General features: G+C 60.3%; 17 protein-coding genes, 1 pseudogene and 1 riboswitch. Of the genes and pseudogenes, 10 read left to right on the top strand and 8 right to left on the bottom strand.

The features are described 5' to 3' along the window. Positions 1-121 precede the first annotated feature (121 nt). Positions 122-361 carry a hypothetical protein gene (locus KGB07_RS16355; RefSeq protein ID WP_223465958.1) on the bottom strand — a complete coding sequence of 80 codons (240 nt, stop codon included), beginning with the start codon at positions 359-361 and terminating at the stop codon, positions 122-124. Between the two features lie 205 nt (positions 362-566). On the opposite strand from KGB07_RS16355, the gene KGB07_RS16350 reads away from it, so the two are divergent. Then, entirely contained in the window at positions 567-1,151 is a 585-nt protein-coding gene (locus tag KGB07_RS16350) for a YajG family lipoprotein (RefSeq protein ID WP_046041886.1), read from the top strand. 102 nt (positions 1,152-1,253) lie between these two features. Here the strand turns inward: KGB07_RS16350 and KGB07_RS16345 are convergent, their stop codons facing one another. Then, positions 1,254-1,460 (bottom strand): hypothetical protein, encoded by a 207-nt coding sequence (locus KGB07_RS16345; protein WP_033052291.1) that lies wholly within the window; start codon positions 1,458-1,460, stop codon positions 1,254-1,256. A gap of 190 nt (positions 1,461-1,650) precedes the next feature. Here KGB07_RS16345 and KGB07_RS16340 point away from each other — a divergent pair, with 190 nt between their 5' ends. Beyond that, positions 1,651-1,929, top strand: a complete 279-nt coding sequence (locus KGB07_RS16340) for a hypothetical protein (RefSeq protein WP_223465956.1) — start codon at positions 1,651-1,653, stop codon at positions 1,927-1,929. A 143-nt stretch (positions 1,930-2,072) separates the two neighbouring features. Here the strand turns inward: KGB07_RS16340 and KGB07_RS16335 are convergent, their stop codons facing one another. After that, positions 2,073-3,239 (bottom strand): 1-acyl-sn-glycerol-3-phosphate acyltransferase, encoded by a 1,167-nt coding sequence (locus KGB07_RS16335; RefSeq protein ID WP_046041888.1) that lies wholly within the window; start codon positions 3,237-3,239, stop codon positions 2,073-2,075. Positions 3,240-3,378: 139 nt separating this feature from the next. Here KGB07_RS16335 and KGB07_RS16330 point away from each other — a divergent pair, with 139 nt between their 5' ends. From KGB07_RS16330 to KGB07_RS16320, 3 genes are read left to right on the top strand one after another with little or no spacing between them, the layout of a single operon-like run. Beyond that, a complete protein-coding gene (locus tag KGB07_RS16330) occupies positions 3,379-3,561 on the top strand; it encodes a CPXCG motif-containing cysteine-rich protein (RefSeq protein ID WP_046041889.1) in 183 nt (60 codons plus the stop codon). 9 nt (positions 3,562-3,570) lie between these two features. Beyond that, complete coding sequence (locus KGB07_RS16325) at positions 3,571-3,831, top strand: putative signal transducing protein (RefSeq protein WP_008045983.1); 261 nt, start codon at positions 3,571-3,573, stop codon at positions 3,829-3,831. A 35-nt stretch (positions 3,832-3,866) separates the two neighbouring features. Then, positions 3,867-4,490, top strand: a complete 624-nt coding sequence (locus tag KGB07_RS16320) for an SOS response-associated peptidase (RefSeq protein ID WP_046041890.1) — start codon at positions 3,867-3,869, stop codon at positions 4,488-4,490. Positions 4,491-4,547: 57 nt separating this feature from the next. On the opposite strand, the gene KGB07_RS29745 is transcribed toward KGB07_RS16320, so the two are convergent. Both KGB07_RS29745 and KGB07_RS29740 read right to left on the bottom strand, forming a co-directional pair. After that, entirely contained in the window at positions 4,548-5,291 is a 744-nt protein-coding gene (locus KGB07_RS29745) for a methyl-accepting chemotaxis protein (RefSeq protein WP_411741538.1), read from the bottom strand. A gap of 111 nt (positions 5,292-5,402) precedes the next feature. Next, positions 5,403-5,600 (bottom strand): annotated as a pseudogene (locus tag KGB07_RS29740) (HAMP domain-containing protein); the annotation flags it as partial. A 1,360-nt stretch (positions 5,601-6,960) separates the two neighbouring features. Here KGB07_RS29740 and KGB07_RS16310 point away from each other — a divergent pair. Next, on the top strand, positions 6,961-7,779 hold the full coding sequence (locus tag KGB07_RS16310) for a M48 family metallopeptidase (protein WP_046041892.1): 819 nt from the start codon (positions 6,961-6,963) through the stop codon (positions 7,777-7,779). A 184-nt stretch (positions 7,780-7,963) separates the two neighbouring features. Here KGB07_RS16310 and KGB07_RS16305 read toward each other — a convergent pair whose 3' ends face one another. The 3 genes from KGB07_RS16305 to KGB07_RS16295 all read right to left on the bottom strand — a co-directional run bounded on the left by KGB07_RS16305 (position 7,964) and on the right by KGB07_RS16295 (position 10,812). Next, positions 7,964-8,548 carry a TMEM165/GDT1 family protein gene (locus tag KGB07_RS16305; protein WP_008016665.1) on the bottom strand — a complete coding sequence of 195 codons (585 nt, stop codon included), beginning with the start codon at positions 8,546-8,548 and terminating at the stop codon, positions 7,964-7,966. A gap of 90 nt (positions 8,549-8,638) precedes the next feature. Further along, positions 8,639-8,761: riboswitch (yybP-ykoY riboswitch) on the bottom strand. Between the two features lie 52 nt (positions 8,762-8,813). Next, a complete protein-coding gene (locus KGB07_RS16300; protein WP_008045980.1) occupies positions 8,814-9,812 on the bottom strand; it encodes a class I SAM-dependent methyltransferase in 999 nt (332 codons plus the stop codon). Positions 9,813-9,846: 34 nt separating this feature from the next. Further along, on the bottom strand, positions 9,847-10,812 hold the full coding sequence (locus KGB07_RS16295; RefSeq protein WP_046041893.1) for a 2-hydroxyacid dehydrogenase: 966 nt from the start codon (positions 10,810-10,812) through the stop codon (positions 9,847-9,849). A gap of 91 nt (positions 10,813-10,903) precedes the next feature. Here KGB07_RS16295 and KGB07_RS16290 point away from each other — a divergent pair, with 91 nt between their 5' ends. From KGB07_RS16290 to KGB07_RS16275, 4 genes are all read left to right on the top strand, one after another. Further along, the gene (locus KGB07_RS16290; RefSeq protein WP_046041894.1) at positions 10,904-11,533 is read left to right on the top strand and encodes a LysE family translocator; all 630 of its coding nucleotides are present in this window, start codon (positions 10,904-10,906) and stop codon (positions 11,531-11,533) included. A gap of 161 nt (positions 11,534-11,694) precedes the next feature. Then, on the top strand, positions 11,695-13,377 hold the full coding sequence (locus tag KGB07_RS16285) for a fatty acid--CoA ligase (RefSeq protein ID WP_046041895.1): 1,683 nt from the start codon (positions 11,695-11,697) through the stop codon (positions 13,375-13,377). A 338-nt stretch (positions 13,378-13,715) separates the two neighbouring features. Beyond that, a complete protein-coding gene (locus KGB07_RS16280) occupies positions 13,716-15,620 on the top strand; it encodes a DUF1302 domain-containing protein (RefSeq protein ID WP_046041896.1) in 1,905 nt (634 codons plus the stop codon). Positions 15,621-15,648: 28 nt separating this feature from the next. Continuing rightward, positions 15,649-17,013 (top strand): DUF1329 domain-containing protein, encoded by a 1,365-nt coding sequence (locus KGB07_RS16275; RefSeq protein WP_223465954.1) that lies wholly within the window; start codon positions 15,649-15,651, stop codon positions 17,011-17,013. Positions 17,014-17,250: the final 237 nt, after the last annotated feature.

Here is a 17,250-nt window from a genome sequence, read left to right as displayed (position 1 = left end):
ATACAAGCGCATTGACGATGCTGCGAGGCCCGATCAGGAGACGTCCTTATAATCGGGGGGAGATTGTATCTAAGAAACGCAGGGAAATGGTCGTGTTTAATGACTTTTATTAGGTGTTTGGTCAGGTCGTCATCAGTTGCTGTGCACGCGAGCGTGGCTGTTGCTGCTGCGAAACGACGCGGGTGCCGGCAGGCAGCGGCTGATTCAGCCAGTTCAGGCGGATCTCTTCGATTTCAACCCAGCCATCGCCCAGGGGCTGGAGACTGCACTGCTTGAAGGCCTGGCAGTGGCCGTTGCGGTCGAGCAGGGCGAAGCAGCGATGCAGTGGGCGTGGCGCGAACAGCGAAATCAAATGGCGCATGATGATTACCGTATTAGGTGACTAACGCCAACATAGCGCACGGGTGATGACGCGCAAGTGTCTGAGTAGTGACATCTTGGTGACAGGAAACCGCTCTCAAATAGGATGGTCAGACATTTCAGTTATCACTGTCAGGTGCTGGTTCCCGGCAGTGGCGCACCGCTATACTGCCGGCCTGTTTGTGCCTGATTCTGGAGAGAAGAGCATGTTGCAACGCCTGTTGTTCGGTTTGATCACTGTGACCAGTTTGACTCTGGTTGGCTGCGCCAACAGCCCGCAACAACTGAGCCCGGAACCCAAGCTGACCACTCAACTGGCCCCGGTCGGCCATGGTCAGCCCGTCGTGGTGCGTGTAGTGGACGGTCGCCCGTCGCCGACGCTGGGCACCCGTGGTGGCCTGTATCCGGAAACCAGCGCAATCACCGTGCAGAGCGCGCAGATCCTGCCGAAGCTGCAGGCCCAGGCTGAAGCCGCCGTGCGTCTGCTGGGCTTTACCCCGACGAACAACGCCATGAATGCACCGCAACTGACCGTGACCCTGACGGAGTTGAAGTACCAGTCGCCCAAGGAAGGCATGTACGTGACCGAAGCCACCATCGGTGCGACCTTCCGCTCGGATGTGCAGAACGCCAACCGTCGCTACAGCGGCCGTTATGGTTCGTCCCTGGACCAGCGCTTCGGTATGGCGCCGAACCAGGAAACCAACACCAAGCTGGTCAGCGATGTGCTCAGTGATGCGTTGACCCGCCTGTTCAAGGACCCGACCGTGGGTCAGATTCTCGGCGAGTAACCTTCGCTGGATGTGAAAAAGCCCGGTGCCAGTGATGGTCCCGGGCTTTTTCATGGCTGCGTTTTTTATGGATGTACACCGGCCCACAGGGGATCAGGGGTGTCAGGCAGCTTGCGAGTAAAAGTCCAGCACGCTCACGCCCGTCAGTAAATCCGCCTCCGGCAAATCCGCATGCTGGTGGCCACCGAGTGCGCAATACACCAGCCAATGGCGATCCTGAACGTTGAAGGCGAGGCTGCCGACGAGGGCTTGTTGTTCTTCGCTGGGGGTGATGAGGTAAAGACGATCCTGGTTTTCGGCGTGGAGCATGACGAGGTCCCTGTCGGTTTCGAGGCGCGAATGATCGCCGATACAGATGACGAAGCCGTGACTCAGGACAGCCATTGATCAACTGCTTCGTTATTTGTCGGAAACAGAGGGCAGGCGCGCAGGCTTTCGGTAGAATCCGCGCCGCGGTCGCCGGTCTGGCACCTGCCACCTGTTTTACTTGAGGTTCGTGATGTCGCTGCACTTGATGACGCTGTTTTTCGCCCATCCCGCCAAATTGATCAATTTGCTGGCCTTGCTCTTTGCCTTCCCGGGCGGCTGGTTGCTGCACGCCACCCGTCGTCGCGAACTGCGCGCGATGGCCAGTTTGCAGGCGCAGCGCCAGAGCAGCCCCAACGTAGAGCCCACGCTGGACTGGGCGACCTTGCGCATGAACCGGTTTTTCTACATCTTCGGTTTTGCCTGCATGGGGATGGCGTTGCTGGTGTCGTGGATCAGCACTCAGGTTTGAATCTGAAGTAAACCCTGTGGCGAGGGGGCATGCCCCCGTTGGGCTGCGAAGCGGCCCCAAGAAGCTTGCGACTGCTACGCAGCCGAACGGGGGCAAGCCCCCTCGCCACAAAAAGCGCCGTTTTCACATCTGGCCGAAACCGCTTACAGCGGCAACCCTGCCTTCACCCGGTACTGATTGCGCACCGGCGTCGCATATTGCAGCACCAGGAATGGACGATGCTCTTCAGGGCAGGCATCCAGGCGGCGTTGCCATTCTTCCCGGGCCTTGGCCAGCTCCGCGGCCGGGAACACTTCGGCCGCTTTCGGCACCTGCAACTGCGAATCGGCGTCTTTCCACTGCGCGTAAGCCAGGTAGTGCACCGGGAACAGGCGGTATCCGCTGAGGATTTGCCTGTCCATCTCGACCGCCAATTGCTTGGTGTCTTCGAACAGTTCGGTGATCGGCGCGGCAAAGTTCACGTGCACCCGGCCCTTGTAGCCGGTGATGCCCTTGGCGATGCTCACGTCATCCTCGCCCGGCACCTTGGTGTAGCTGCCGGTGGTGGCGCGGATGTAAAGCTCGCGGGCCTTGGCCTGATCGCATGGGTCGTACTCGTAGCTGATCGACACCGGGGTCAGGTTCAGCGACTGAATGACTTCGCCGAACGGCTCGTCCTTGCGGCTCATGTGGAACATCTTGAGGATCGCCGATTCGGTACGATCGTCACCGTCCTTGGCGCGGCCTTCGGCCTGGGCGATCCAGATCGAGGCGCAATCGTTGCGGATCGAATGGTTGATGTACGCCGACAACAGTTGATAAGTCGCCATTTTCTCCCGGCGTCCGCTGATCGAGCGGTGCACGATGAAGCTCTTGTTCAGGCGCATCAGGTCGCTGACGAAAGGCTTTTGCAGCAGGTTGTCGCCAATGGCGATACGCGGGGTCGGCAGGCCTGCGTGGTACACGGCATAGTTGACGAAGGCCGGGTCCATCACAATGTCGCGGTGGTTGGCGATGAACAGGTAGGCGCTGCCGGACTTGAATTGCTCCACCCCGGTATAGGTAACACCGTCGGTGGCGCGCTCGATGGTATGGTCGACGTAATGCTCGACTTTGTCCTGTAACGTGGCCACGGAGGTAATGCCGGCAAACTCACGGCGCAGCCGATGGGCTATAAGAGGTTTGAGTGCCCAGCCTAAAGCGCCGGCGAAACGCGGGAAGCGAAAGTGGGTGAGGATATCTAGAAACGCCTTGTCGCCGAGCAGTCGTGCCAGCACTGCCGGGACTTCACTGTCGTCGTAAGGTCGGATGGCATCGAATTCGCCCATCATGCTCTCTTGTTAGAAACGGCTAGGGTAAGTAAAGGTTTTGATCGAAAACCGGCGGGGCACGGTCTGAAAAAGTAGCCAGACAAAAATAGCCCTGCAAATAGACCGGCGATTATACGCACAAGTCACCTGGGAGACCGCGATGCTGGAAACTACGCAATATGAATGTCCGTATTGTGGTGAGGAAGTCGAGACGACGCTGGATTTGTCCGGTGGCGATCAGACCTATATTGAAGACTGCCAGGTGTGCTGCCGGCCGATAACCTTCGTGTTGCAGGTTCATGATGAGGAATGGCATCTCGAAGTGTTCAGCGAAAACGAGTGAGGAGCGTGTATGCAGCGCATCTACGATCCGGAAAACCTGATGGAAGGCGAGTTGCTGCAAGGCATGCTCGCCAGCGAGGGTATCGAGGCGCATCTGGTGGGCCGTGATTTGCTCGGAGGCAGCGGCGAGTTGCCGATCTATGGCCTGCTCGGGCTGTCGGTCGAGAACGATCAGGCTGCTTACGCCCGCGAGCTGATCACCGCGTACAATGCCGCGCTGCCGCTGTCCGGCGATGAACCGGACAGCTTTCCCGGCACGCTGGTCTGTTAGGCTGGCGTTCGTTTGATCAAGAGCCGTGTTGCCCCATGTGTGGACGTTATGCCCTGTTTCGCTGGAACCCCGCCTTCGCGGCGCTGCCTGGTTTTCCCGCCGACCAGCAGGCGCAGTGGAACATTTCCCCCAATGATTCGGTGTTGATGCTGCGGGCCGAGCCTGACGGCCAGCGCACGCTGGCTCGTGCCCGCTGGGGCCTGACGCCCCCCTGGCTGACCGATCTGTCTCGCACCCCGGCCCACGCCCGCGCCGAAACCGTTGCCGAACAGCCAATGTTTCGCCAGGCCTTGCGCGAGCGCCGCTGCCTGTTGCCGGCCAATGGTTTCTACGAATGGCGCGGTACGACGCGCAAGCGCCCGTACTGGCTGACGCCGGGGGAGGGCTCGTCATTATTTTTTGCGGCGATCTGGGAGGCGTATCCGGTGCAGGAGCAGGTGTGGCTGAGTACCGCCGTGATTACCCAGCCGGCGGCGAGCCAGCGGCGGCCGTTGATTCTTGATGAGGCGGGGCAGGCCGCGTGGCTGGATCCCGAGACGCCGTTGCATGCTTTGCAAGCCTTGCTGGCCAGCGAGCCTGCCGCATTGCGCGAACGGGTCCTGGCCAACATGGTGAATGATCCGAAGCTCAATGGGCCGGAGTGCCTCACTCCGGGTTGAGTTATTGGGTGGCTGAACCGGCCCCATCGCGAGCAAGCTCGCGAGAGGGCCTGAAGGTCAAACCCTGAACTGATTGATCAAGCGTCGCTGCTGCTCGGCCAGCTTGGTCAAGTCCGCACTGGCCGCACTCGACTCATCCGCACCACCGGCCACTTCGTTGGCCACTTGGCCGATGTTGATCACGTTGCGGTTGATGTCGTCCGCCACTGCACTTTGCTCTTCAGCCGCGCTGGCAATCTGGGTGTTCATGTCGTTGATCACCGACACCGCTTGAGTAATGGTTTCCAGCGCTTCGGCAGCCTTGGCCGCGTGCTGCACGCTTTCGTCCGTGCGGTTCTGGCTGTCTTCCATGACCCGCACCACGTCCCGCGTGCCTTGTTGCAGCTGCTGAATCATGGCCTGGATTTCTTCGGTGGCCTTTTGCGTCTTCTGCGCCAGGTTACGCACCTCGTCGGCCACCACGGCAAAACCTCGGCCCTGTTCACCAGCGCGGGCGGCTTCGATGGCCGCGTTCAGGGCCAGCAGGTTGGTCTGCTCGGCGATCCCGCGAATGGCAGTGAGGATGGCGTTGATGTTTTCGCTGTCCTTGGCCAGGGTTTGCACCACGCCGACAGCCCGGCCGATTTCCACGGCGAGGGCGCCAATCGAGTTCGAGGTGTCGCGCACGATCTGCATGCCCTGGCTCGCGGCTTGGTCGGCATGGCTGGCGGCTTGTGCGGCCTGGGTCGCATTGCGCGCCACGTCCTGGGCGGTGGCGGTCATTTCCTGCACGGCGGTGGCCACCTGATCGATCTCGGCCATCTGCTTGTGCACACCGGTGTTGGTGCGGATGGCGATGTCGGCGGTGTGTTCCGACGAATCGCTGACGCTCTGCACCGACGTCACCACCTGGGTGATCATCGCCTGCAACTTGGCCAGGAAAGTATTGAAACCCTTGGCGATCGAGCCCAGTTCATCGGCACGGTCGCTGCTCAGGCGTCGGGTCAGGTCACCTTCGCCCTGGGCGATATCGTCGAGCATGGCCACCATCTGCTTGAGCGGGCGGGCGATGCCGTGGCCCACCAGCCAGATCACCAGCAAGCCGATACCGGCAATCACCAGGCCGACCATCGCCATGCCGAAGGTGTCGGATTTGCGCTGTGCGTCCAGGTCGGCCTGGAGTTTTTGCAGGTCGGCCATGACCGCATTCAGCGGCAATTGCAGCATCAGGGTCCAGCGGGCATCGGTCTGGCCGATGCCGAACGGCAGGTACAACTCGATCCGGCCCTGGGCCTTGTCGACGGTGTAGGTAACTTCGCCGCGCTTGAGATTGGCCATGTTGGCGATCTGTTTGCTGTCGAGGATGTCGCTGACCTTCTCGCCGAATTTGCCCGGATCCTTGGTGTAGGCAACGATCCGGCCATTGCCGCCGATCAGGGCCATTTCCCCGGCGCCGCTGTAGAGTTTCTGGTTGGCGCCCAGGAGCATTTCCTGGATGAAGTTCACCGACAGGTCGGCGCCGACGATGCCCTGGAAAGCGCCGTTGAGCATGATCGGTTCAATGAAGGAGGCGAGCATGACGATTTTATCGCCGACCTTATAAGGCGCCGGATCGATCACGCAGGATTTTTTGGTTTCTTTCGAGCACAGGTAGTACTCGCTGGCGCGTACGCCGGTGGACAGGGTCTTCTGGTCGTCGACGTCCACCAGTTTGTCCAGGCCCAGGGTGCCGTCGTCGTTGCGGAACCACCAGGGCAGGAAACGCCCGTTGGCGGCGTCGATGCCGACTACCTGGGTGCCGACGTAGGCCGCGTCGTTGTGATCCAGTGCGTCTTTTTCCCAACCGATGTAGGTGCCGAGGATTTTCGGGTTCTTGACCACGTTTTCCTTGATCAGGCCGATAAGTTGCTCGCGGCTGAGGCTCAGTGCCGGCTGGCCGTCGGCCCTCGGTGTGCCGATCAGGGCGTTCACTCGCACCAGTCCGCCGGCAATCAGCAGCGGTGCTTCGAGTTCGCGCTGGATCTGGCTGACCTGGGTTTGCGCCAGGGACGTCAGGCGCTGTTCGATGACTTGCTCGAATTGGGCCTGGGTCCGCTCCTGGACCATGTCTTGGGTCCGGGCGCCGGAGAACAGCGCGTACACCACCAGCGCTGCCACGACACTAAGGACAATGGCGCCGGCAAGGGCCGCCACGGAAAACTGGATCGACTTGAATTTCATGGGGGCTCCGCACGGGAAAGGACGTCTGCGGAGCTGTATCGGCAGGGTGTCGGGCGGGCATGAGCGTGGGCAGCTGAAATGACTGTTTTTGCATGCCGGATGTCGTAATTGAATCAATGCGCGTGTGATGAATTGCGGGTTGTCGCTGTATGTGAATTTTTTTCTACGGCGATGAGAGATTTGTCCGAATTGTGCGTCTTACATCCATTGTATCTGGCGTCGATACATTTCCACGCCTAGGATACGCGGCATGTTTTCTGGGAGTTTTTTGATGAACAAGATTTTGGTTGTCAGCGCACTGAGCACAGCGCTGCTGCTCACCGGTTGTCAGTCGGTCAATACCACCAGCGGCGGTGCCGTGGGCATTGAACGCAAGCAGTACATGTTCAGCATGTTGTCCTCGCAAGAGGTCGACCAGATGTACGCTCAGTCCTATCAGAAGACCGTGGGCGAAGCGTCCAGCAAAGGTGTGCTGGACAAAACCAGCGCTGAAGCCAGACGGGTTCAGGCGATTGCCGACCGGCTGATTGCCCAGGCGCCGACGTTTCGTCCGGACGCGGCCCAGTGGAAGTGGGAAGTCAACCTGATCAAGAGCGATGAGCTCAACGCCAACTGCGGCCCTGGCGGCAAGATCATCTTTTACACCGGGTTGATCGACACCCTGAAGCTGACCGACGATGAAATCGCCGCGATCATGGGCCATGAAATCGCCCACGCCCTGCGCGAGCACGGTCGTGAAGCGATGTCCAAGGCTTACGGCATCGAAATGGCCAAGCAGGGCGCCGGTGCCTTGTTAGGATTGGGGCAGGACACCATGGCCCTGGCCGATACCGTGGCCAACTACGGCATGACCTTGCCCAACAGCCGCGCCAATGAAAACGAGGCGGACCTGATTGGCCTGGAACTGGCCGCCCGCGCCGGTTACAACCCGAATGCCGCGATCACCCTGTGGAACAAGATGAGCAAGGTCTCGGATGGTGCGCCACCGGAGTTCATGAGTACTCACCCGGCGTCGTCGAGCCGTATTGCGGCGTTGCAGGCGGCGATTCCGAAAGTCATGCCGCTTTACGAGCAAGCCAAGAAGTCCTGATTGAGTTCAACAAAAGATGAGACTCCTCGGCTTTTGTGGCGAGGGAGCTTGCTCCCGCTCGGCTGCGGAGCAGTCGTAGATCCTGATTACGCGTCGAATCTGACAAAACGCGATCATCTGGTTTGGGGCTGCTATGCAGCCCAGCGGGAGCAAGCTCCCTCGCCACAATGACTGCCTTACCCCGTCAAACCCACCCGCTGCTCTGCATCGCCTTGTACACCGCGACAATCGCCAGGATGAAGAACGCCGACGCCGCCAGTCGACGGATCAGGGTCAGTGGCAATTTGTCCGCAGCAAAGTTACCGGCCAATACCACGGGCACGTTGGCAATCAGCATGCCGAGGGTGGTACCGATGATCACCAGCCAAAGCTCTGGATACTGGGCTGCGAGCATTACTGTCGCGATCTGCGTCTTGTCGCCGATTTCCGCCAGGAAGAACGCGATAAGCGTGGTCAGGAACGGCCCGAACTTGCGGGCGGTGCTGGCCTCGTCGTCATCCATCTTGTCCGGGACCAGGGTCCACAGCGCCGTGGCGGCGAAGCTCGCGGCGAGGATCCAGTGCAGCATCGTATCCGAGAAGAAACTCCCGACCCAGGCACCGACTGCACCGGCGGCCGCGTGGTTGGCCAGGGTCGCGGCGACGATACCGGCGATGATCGGCCAGGGCTTGCGGAAACGGGCAGCGAGAATGAGCGCGAGCAGTTGCGTCTTGTCGCCGATTTCGGCCAAGGCAACGATTGCGGTAGGTACGAGTAGTGAATCCAGCATCAGGGGTTTTCCTAAGGGGCGGGTCGACACGGCTATGACACGTACAGCCTTCCCGCCCCGGGTAAGGTGTTCGTGTCATAGGTCTTGTCAAACCCTGCGATCCATCTGATATGGATGCTTGGGTCGCATGCGCCATGGTCTGAGGACCAAGTATGTTGACGCATGCCGGACGAGCGTGGCGCTCGTGGGAGACTACTCCCCTAGGACGGAGCGGATTCTGCCTTTGCAAAACCCATTCGGCAAGCCTTCTTTTTCAAAAAAAGTTTCAGCCGCGCTTTGCCCGGTAGATTCTGAAACCCTGTCCTTCGGCCTTGATTGCACACACGCCCAGGTGCTCTTCGATCAGCGGTTGATACTTCAGGAAACTGTTCGCTACCAAGCGCAGTTCGCCACCGTTTTTCAGATGTTTGGCTGCTTTTCGCAGCAAGTTCTCCGTTGCGAAATAGTCGGTGTGTACGCCGACATGGAACGGCGGATTGCTCAGGATCGCACTCAAACCCATCGGCGCGGCATCGATTCCGTCACCGGTAATCACCTCGGCTTCCAGACCATTGGCAGCCAGGGTCAGGCGACTGCTGGCAGCGGCAAAGGCATCCACATCCAGCAACGTGACCTGGTTGTGTGGGTAACGACGTTTCACTGCCGCCCCCAGAACCCCTGCGCCGCAACCGAAATCGAGCAAGTGACCGCTGGGCAGTTTGTCCAGATGCTCCAGCAGCAGCGCGCTGCCACGATCCAGGCGACCATGGCTGAACACCCCTGGCAGGCTGATGACCTTCAACGGGCCTTCGGCCAGCGGCAGTTCGTAGGTCTGCGCCAGGCTTTCCAGCGGTTTGGCTTCAGGCGCGTTGGCCACAGTGACCAGCCAGAGCTGGCAGTGGCGCGCGCTGTCGAGTTTACGCGGCTTGCCGAACGGGTTGAGCTGTTTGGCGGCACCTTCGATGCCGCTTTTTTTCTCGCCGACCAGGTACAGCTCACGGCCGGCCAGCCGTGAGGCGAGGGCGTTGAGGATGTAGTCGGTCAGGTCCTTGGCCTTGGGCAGAAAGACCACCGCTGTATCGAACTCACGCTCTGGCGCATTCACGCCAAAATGGCTGCGCTCGGCGAAGCGGGCGTCCAGCGCGGCCTGATCGCCGGCGTGCCAGCACCAGCCATGAGCTTCGGGCAAACGGCCCAGCAAGTCGTCGGCGGGCAAACCGGCCAACAACACCGAACCCTGGAATAACTCGGCCTGACGAAGCAGTACTTCACTGCGCGGATCCATAACTGCTCCCGTGGAAAAAAAGTGCCGCAGTTTATCAACTGACGACCCGCAGCGCCTTACCGCTGAAGTATCCCAGTGCGTTTTCGCTCACTTGGCCAACGATTCTCTGGCGCGCTTCGCGGCTGCCCCATGCGTTGTGCGGGGTGACGATCAGGCGTGGGATGTCGTGGGCCAGCAGCGGATTGCCGTTGACGGGAGGCTCGACGCTCAGCACGTCAGTGGCGGCGCCCCCCAGATGCCCGTTGCGCAAGGCGTCGGCCAGCGCCTGTTCATCAATCAACCCACCGCGAGCGGTGTTGACCACGAACGCGCCGGGTTTCATCGAGGCCAGTTCACGGGCGCCGATGAAGTGGCGAGTGTGCTCGTTGAGCGGGCAGTGCAGAGTCAGCGCATCGACCTGTGGCAACAGTTCATTCAGTGGCAGGCGGTCCGGGCGGGCAGGGCGTCCGGGAATTTGCCCCAGCACAACGCGCATACCGAAGGCTTCAGCCAACCGTGCGACCGCGCCGCCCAATTCGCCATGTCCCAGCAGGCCAAGGGTTTTGCCTTCGAGTTCGACGATCGGGTAATCCAGCAAACAGAACTGTTTGGCCTGCTGCCAGCGGCCTTCGCCGACGGCTTTTTGATAATCGGCCAGGCGCGTGGCCAGGTTGAGCAGCAGCATGATCGTGTGCTGCGCCACCGACGGTGTGCCGTAACCCTGGCAGTTGCACACGGTAATCCCGTGGGTGCGGGCGGCGGCGAGATCGACGTTGTTGGTGCCGGTGGCGGTGATCAGGATCAGCTTGAGATCAGGGCTGGCGGCCATGGCGGCGGCATCGATGACAATTTTGTTGCTGATTGCGACGGTGGCACCCTTGAGGTGTTCGATGACTTGATCGGGCAAGGTCTGGGCGAACAGCTGCAAATCGCTGAAACAACTGCGCAGCGGGTCGAGGTCAAGGTCGCCGAGGTCCAGGGACGGGTGGTCGAGGAATACGGCGCGGCGAGTGTTCGTCATCAACTGTACCTTTTGTGCAATGAACTGAAGGCGTAATCTGCCGAGCCTACCAGATGAAATAAATAGTTACGCTTGGCCTGAAGGAGCCCCCATGTACTGGACAGAGTTCTTGACCGTTGCCCTGATTCACCTGCTGGCCGTGGCCAGCCCCGGCCCGGACTTTGCCGTGGTGGTGCGCGAGAGTGTTACCCACGGTCGCCGCGCTGGCACCTGGACCGCGCTGGGTGTGGGTACGGCGATTTTCCTGCACGTGGGTTACTCGCTGTTGGGTATCGGCCTGATCGTGTCCCAGTCGATCGTGCTGTTCAATGCCTTGAAATGGGCCGCTGCCGCTTACCTGCTGTACATCGGTTACAAGGCGCTGCGCGCGCAACCGGCCAAGCCTGTGGCGGACGATCTGCACAAGGAAGCCGGCGAGCGCACCGCCCGTGGTGCTTTCACTTCGGGTTTCGTCACCAACGGCCTCAACCCGAAAGCCACGCTGTTCTTCCTCTCGCTATTCACTGTGGTGATCAACCCGCACACGCCGCTGGCCGTGCAGGCCGGTTACGGGGTTTACCTGGCGGCAGCGACAGCGGGCTGGTTCTGCCTGGTGGCGATGTTGTTCAGCCAGCAGCGCGTACGCGCCGGTTTCGCCCGCATGGGCCACTGGTTCGACCGGACCATGGGCGCGGTGCTGATTGCGATTGGCGTGAAGCTGGCTTTTACCGAGATGCATTGATTCCGTAGTTACAACAGATCGAGAATCCTTGCGGGTGGTGGCGCAACGCTATCATTTGCAGGGTTCTGCAAATCATTCCTTTGGCTGATTTGGCTGGCGTTCAAGGGCACTACAGTGCGTACTTTCAGTCACGACCGTGCAGTCAGATTAAAGGGATTATTATGTTGCAGACTCGCGTTATCCCCCCGGCCGAAGGCGCTTATCAGTACCCGCTGTTGATCAAGCGGCTGCTGATGTCCGGTGCCCGTTATGAGAAAACCCGCGAGATCATCTACCGCGACAAGTTGCGCTATAGCTACCCGACCCTGATCGAACGGGTGGCCCGCCTGGCCAACGTATTGACAGCTGCCGGGGTCAAGCCCGGGGATGCCGTGGGTGTGATGGACTGGGACAGCCATCGTTACCTGGAATGCATGTTCGCCATCCCGATGATCGGCGCGGTGATCCATACCATCAACGTGCGCCTGTCGCCGGAACAGATCCTCTACACCATGAATCACGCCGAGGACCGCTTTGTGCTGGTCAACAGCGAGTTCGTCGGTCTCTACAAGGCCATCGAAGGGCATCTGACCACGGTCGACAAAACCCTGCTGCTGACTGACCTGCCGGAAAAAACCGCGGACCTGCCGAACCTCGTCGGTGAATACGAACAACTGCTGGCCGCAGCGAGCCCGCAGTACGACTTCCAGGATTTCGACGAAAACTCGGTCGCGACCACGTTCTATACCACCGGTACCACCGGCAACCCCAAGGGCGTGTACTTCACCCATCGGCAACTGGTGCTGCACACCATGGGCGTATCGACCATCATGGGCGCGATCGATAGCGTGCGCCTGCTGGGCACCAACGACGTGTACATGCCGATCACCCCGATGTTCCACGTGCACGCCTGGGGCTTGCCGTATGTGGCGACCATGCTCGGGCTCAAACAGGTGTATCCCGGCCGCTATGACCCGGAGTACCTGGTGGAGTTGTGGCGCAAGGAGAAGGTCACGTTCTCCCATTGCGTACCGACCATTTTGCAGATGGTCCTCAATGCCAAGGCCGCGCAGAACGTCGACTTCGGCGGCTGGAAAATCGTCATCGGCGGCAGCGCCCTGAACCGCACGTTGTACGAGGCGGCCAAGGCCAAAGGCATTCAGTTGACCGCCGCCTACGGCATGTCGGAAACCGGGCCACTGGTTTCGTGCGCACACTTGAACGATGAGCTGATGGCCGGTACCGAAGACGAACGCACCACTTACCGGATCAAGGCCGGCGTGCCGGGGCCACTGGTGGAGGCGGCGATCGTCGACACCGAGGGCAACTTCCTGCCCGCCGACGGCGAGACCCAGGGCGAGCTGGTGTTACGCGCACCGTGGCTGACCGAGGGTTATTTCAACGAGCCGCAGAAGGGGGCCGAGCTCTGGGCTGGAGGCTGGCTGCACACCGGTGACGTGGCGACCCTGGACAGCATGGGCGTGATCGACATTCGTGACCGGATCAAAGACGTGATCAAGACCGGTGGCGAGTGGATCTCCTCCCTGGACCTGGAAGACCTGATCAGCCGTCATGCGGCGGTACGTGAAGTAGCAGTGGTGGGGATCCCCGATCCGCAGTGGGGCGAGCGGCCGTTTGCCCTGCTGGTGCTGCGTGAGGGTCACGCAATCGGGGCGCGGGAACTCAAGGAACACCTCAAGCCGTTTGTGGAGCTGGGACACTTGAGCAAGTGGGCGATTCCGAGTCAGATTGCCCTTGTTACTGAAATTCCCAAGACCAGCGTCGGCAAGCTCGACAAGAAGCGCATTCGTGTTGACATCAGCGAATGGCAAGCCACCAACAGCACCTTCCTCTCGACGCTTTAAGCGTCTCCCGGCGTGCCCGAAAGGGCACGCCAGCCCCACCAAGCAAGCGCTTGGCTTGTCAAATCGAATTTTTCAGCCATCCTTGCCGTGCCGACGGGTGTCGGACTGGCGAAAGGACTGTTCCAGAGTGGCTGGCAACTGCAAATCACACTTTAGAGGGATCAAGCGCTACTACCTGCTGGCTATAGTCCGCTCAAGGATTTTTAAGAACGGGGCAACCGCACGAACCGGGGCGATGCAACTTTGGAATGACTTTGGGATGCCATGGCTCCCGGTTATCCACAGCGTTTTTAGAAGTGCTCTTGCCATAAAAATAAAATGCACATGGAGTAGCGTCGATGACATCAGTAAACCAGTTCTGGCGCCGGGCGAAACTGCCCCTGGCTGTCAGTCTTGCCTCTACGCTCGCCGGGCCAGCATTCGGCGTCAGTTTCAACGTCGGTGAAATCGAAGGTCAGTTCGACTCATCCCTGTCGGTTGGTGCCAGCTGGTCTACCGAGCAGCCGAACAAGAACCTCATTGGTGTCAACAACGGCGGCAAGGGTCTGTCCCAGACTTCTGATGACGGTCACCTGAACTTCAAGAGCGGAGAAACCTTCTCGAAGATCTTCAAGGGCATCCATGACCTTGAACTGAAATACGGCGATACCGGTGTTTTCGTCCGTGGCAAATACTGGTACGACTTTGAACTGAAGGACGAAAGCCGTCCGTTCAAGGACATCAGCGACGAGGGCCGCAAGGAAGGCGCCAAGTCCGCCGGCGGCCAGATCCTCGACGCCTTCGTCTACCACAACTACTCCATTGCCGATCAACCAGGCTCCGTGCGTCTGGGCAAGCAGGTCGTGAGCTGGGGTGAAAGTACCTTCATCGGTGGTGGCATCAACTCGATCAACCCGATCGACGTGTCCGCGTTCCGCCGTCCGGGTGCCGAGATCAAGGAAGGCCTGATCCCGGTCAACATGTTCTATGTGTCCCAGAGCCTGACCGAAAACCTGTCGGCCGAAGCGTTCTACCAAATTGAATGGGACCAGACCGTCGTCGACAACTGCGGCACGTTCTTCTCCCAGCCGGACATCGTTGCCGACGGCTGCGACGACAACCTGCGCGTACTGGCCAAGCGTTCGCAAATTCCGGCCATCGCCCTGGGGCCTTTGGCCGCCAACGGCGTCGACGTCAACAACGAGGGTGTTCTGGTGCGTCGCGGCGGCGATCGTGATGCCCGTGACAGCGGCCAGTGGGGCGCGTCCTTCAAGTACATGTTCGACCCGCTGGACACCGAATTCGGCGCCTATTTCATGAACTACCACAGCCGTGCGCCGATCTTCAGCGCCACCGGTGCGCCGCAGTCGGTCTACAACACTGCTGCGGCACTCCAAGGTGGCCCGTTTGCCGCGCTGGCGCCATTGCTGGTGGCGGGTAACTCGCAGTACTTCATCGAATACCCGGAAGACATCCGCCTCTACGGCCTGAGCTTTTCCACCACCCTGCCTACCGGTACGGCGTGGAGCGGTGAGATCAGCTACCGTCCGAACGCACCGGTGCAGCTCAACTCCACCGACATCCTCTTCTCCGGTGTCCGTCCTATAGGCAATAACAACCCGAACAACCCGTTGACCAATGCATCGCTGCTTACCGGTGTGCCGGGTCAGGACCTGCACGGGTATCGTCGCAAGGAAGTCACCCAGTTCCAGACCACCCTGACGCACTTCTTCGACCAGGTCATGGGCGCCAGCCGTCTGACCCTGGTAGGCGAAATAGGCGTGACCCACGTTGGCGGCCTGGAAAGCACTTCCGACGTTCGTTATGGCCGCGATCCGGTCTTCGGCCCGGGTGAGTTGCCAGCCTCTGGCGCGCTCGATACCTGCGTGACACTCAACAACAGCACCATCAGCGGTGCCGGCCCGGGTACGCCGACCAACAACCGCAGCCGCAACTGCACCGACGAAGGCTTCACCACCCCCACTTCGTGGGGCTACCGCGGTCGTGCCATCTGGGAATACAACGACGTGTTTGCTGGTGTGAACCTCAAGCCGAACGTTGCCTGGTCCCATGACGTGAGCGGTTACTCCCCTGGCCCTGGCGGCAACTTCGAGGAAGGCCGCAAAGCGGTGAGCCTGGGTGTCGACGCCGAGTACCAGAACACCTATACCGCGAGCCTGGCTTACACCAACTTCTTCGACGGCAAGTACACCACCGTGGATGACCGCGACTTCGTTGCGCTCAGCCTCGGCGTGAACTTCTAAGCACAGTATTTTCAGGACGAACACACATATGAAAATAACAAAGAGTCTGTTCCACGCCGGTGTTCTGGGCCTTTCGCTGCTGGCGACCAGCGTGATCGCGGCGGTACCCCAGGCCGAGGCCGACAAACTGGGCAAGAGCCTGACCCCGATGGGCGCTGAAATGGCGGGTAACGCCGACGGTTCGATCCCGGCCTGGAAGCCTATGGCGAAGAACGCCGGTACGGTCGACAGCAAAGGTTTCCTGTCCAATCCGTTCGCCAGCGAAAAACCGCTGTTCACAATCACGGCGCAGAACGTCGACCAGTACAAGGAAAAGCTCGCCCCGGGCCAGTACGCGATGTTCAAGCGCTACCCGGAAACCTTCAAGATGCCGGTCTATCCGTCCCATCGCGGTGCCACCGTGCCGGATGACGTTTTCGCTGCCATCAAGCGCAACGCCACCAACACCAACCTGGTGTCCGGCGGCAACGGCCTGGAAAACTTCGAGACCGCCGTGCCGTTCCCGATTCCGAAAAGCGGTGTGGAAGTCATCTGGAACCACATCACCCGTTATCGCGGGGGCAGCGTGACTCGCCTGGTGACCCAGGCCACGCCGCAGCCGAACGGCTCGTTCAGCCTGGTGTATTTCCAGGACCAGTTCGTGTTCCGCGACAAGATGAAGGACTACGACCCGAAAAACCCGGGCAACATCCTGTTCTACTTCAAGCAGAAAGTGACTGCGCCGGCTCGTCTGGCCGGTGGTGTGCTGCTGGTGCACGAGACCCTCGACCAGGTGAAGGAGCCGCGTTCGGCGTGGGTCTACAACGCCGGCCAGCGTCGTGTGCGCCGTGCGCCACAAGTGTCCTATGACGGCCCGGGTACCGCGGCCGATGGCCTGCGTACCTCCGATAACCTGGACATGTTCAACGGTGCACCGGATCGTTACGACTGGAAGCTCGAAGGCAAGAAAGAGATGTACATCGCCTCCGACGCCTACAAGCTCGACGACCCGAGCCTCAAGTACACCGACATCATCAAGGCCGGTCACATCAACCAGGACCTGGCGCGTTACGAGCTGCGCCGTGTGTGGCATGTGGTTGCCACCTTGAAGGAGGGGCAGCGTCACATCTACGCCAAGCGTGACTTCTACATCGACGAAGATACTTGGCAGGCAGCGGTCATTGACCATTACGACGGTCGTGGCCAACTGTGGCGTGTAGGTGAGGCCCATGCCGAGAACTACTACGACAAGCAAGTGCCGTGGTATGCCCTCGAAGCCCTGTATGACCTGCAATCGGGTCGTTACCTGGCGCTGGGCATGAAGAACGAAGAGAAGTCGGCCTATGACTTCGGCTTCCAGGCCACCACCAGCGACTTCACTCCGGCCGCCCTGCGTCAGGACGGTGTTCGCTAAGGTGAACTGAGTAGAAGCCGCACCCTCTGAAAACGCCCCGACTGGTTCGGGGCTTTTTTTTGCTTGTGCGCCAGGCATGGCGCGTTGCGCGTAAGCGCAACCAGCTTGGCTGTGGTGGCCTCGCTGGTGACTTGGAGGTGAAAGTCCTCTACACACCCGGCAAGGGGAAGTGTTAGCCAGAGGCAAGGGTGTCGCGGGTGACTGCGAATCTGAAGGAAGCCCGAGGCAAACTGCTGG

This window comes from Pseudomonas sp. GL-RE-26 (assembly GCF_019956275.1).
In the GTDB taxonomy this organism is placed as follows: domain Bacteria; phylum Pseudomonadota; class Gammaproteobacteria; order Pseudomonadales; family Pseudomonadaceae; genus Aquipseudomonas; species Aquipseudomonas grandcourensis.
This window is presented reverse-complemented; position numbering and strand designations above follow the sequence as displayed.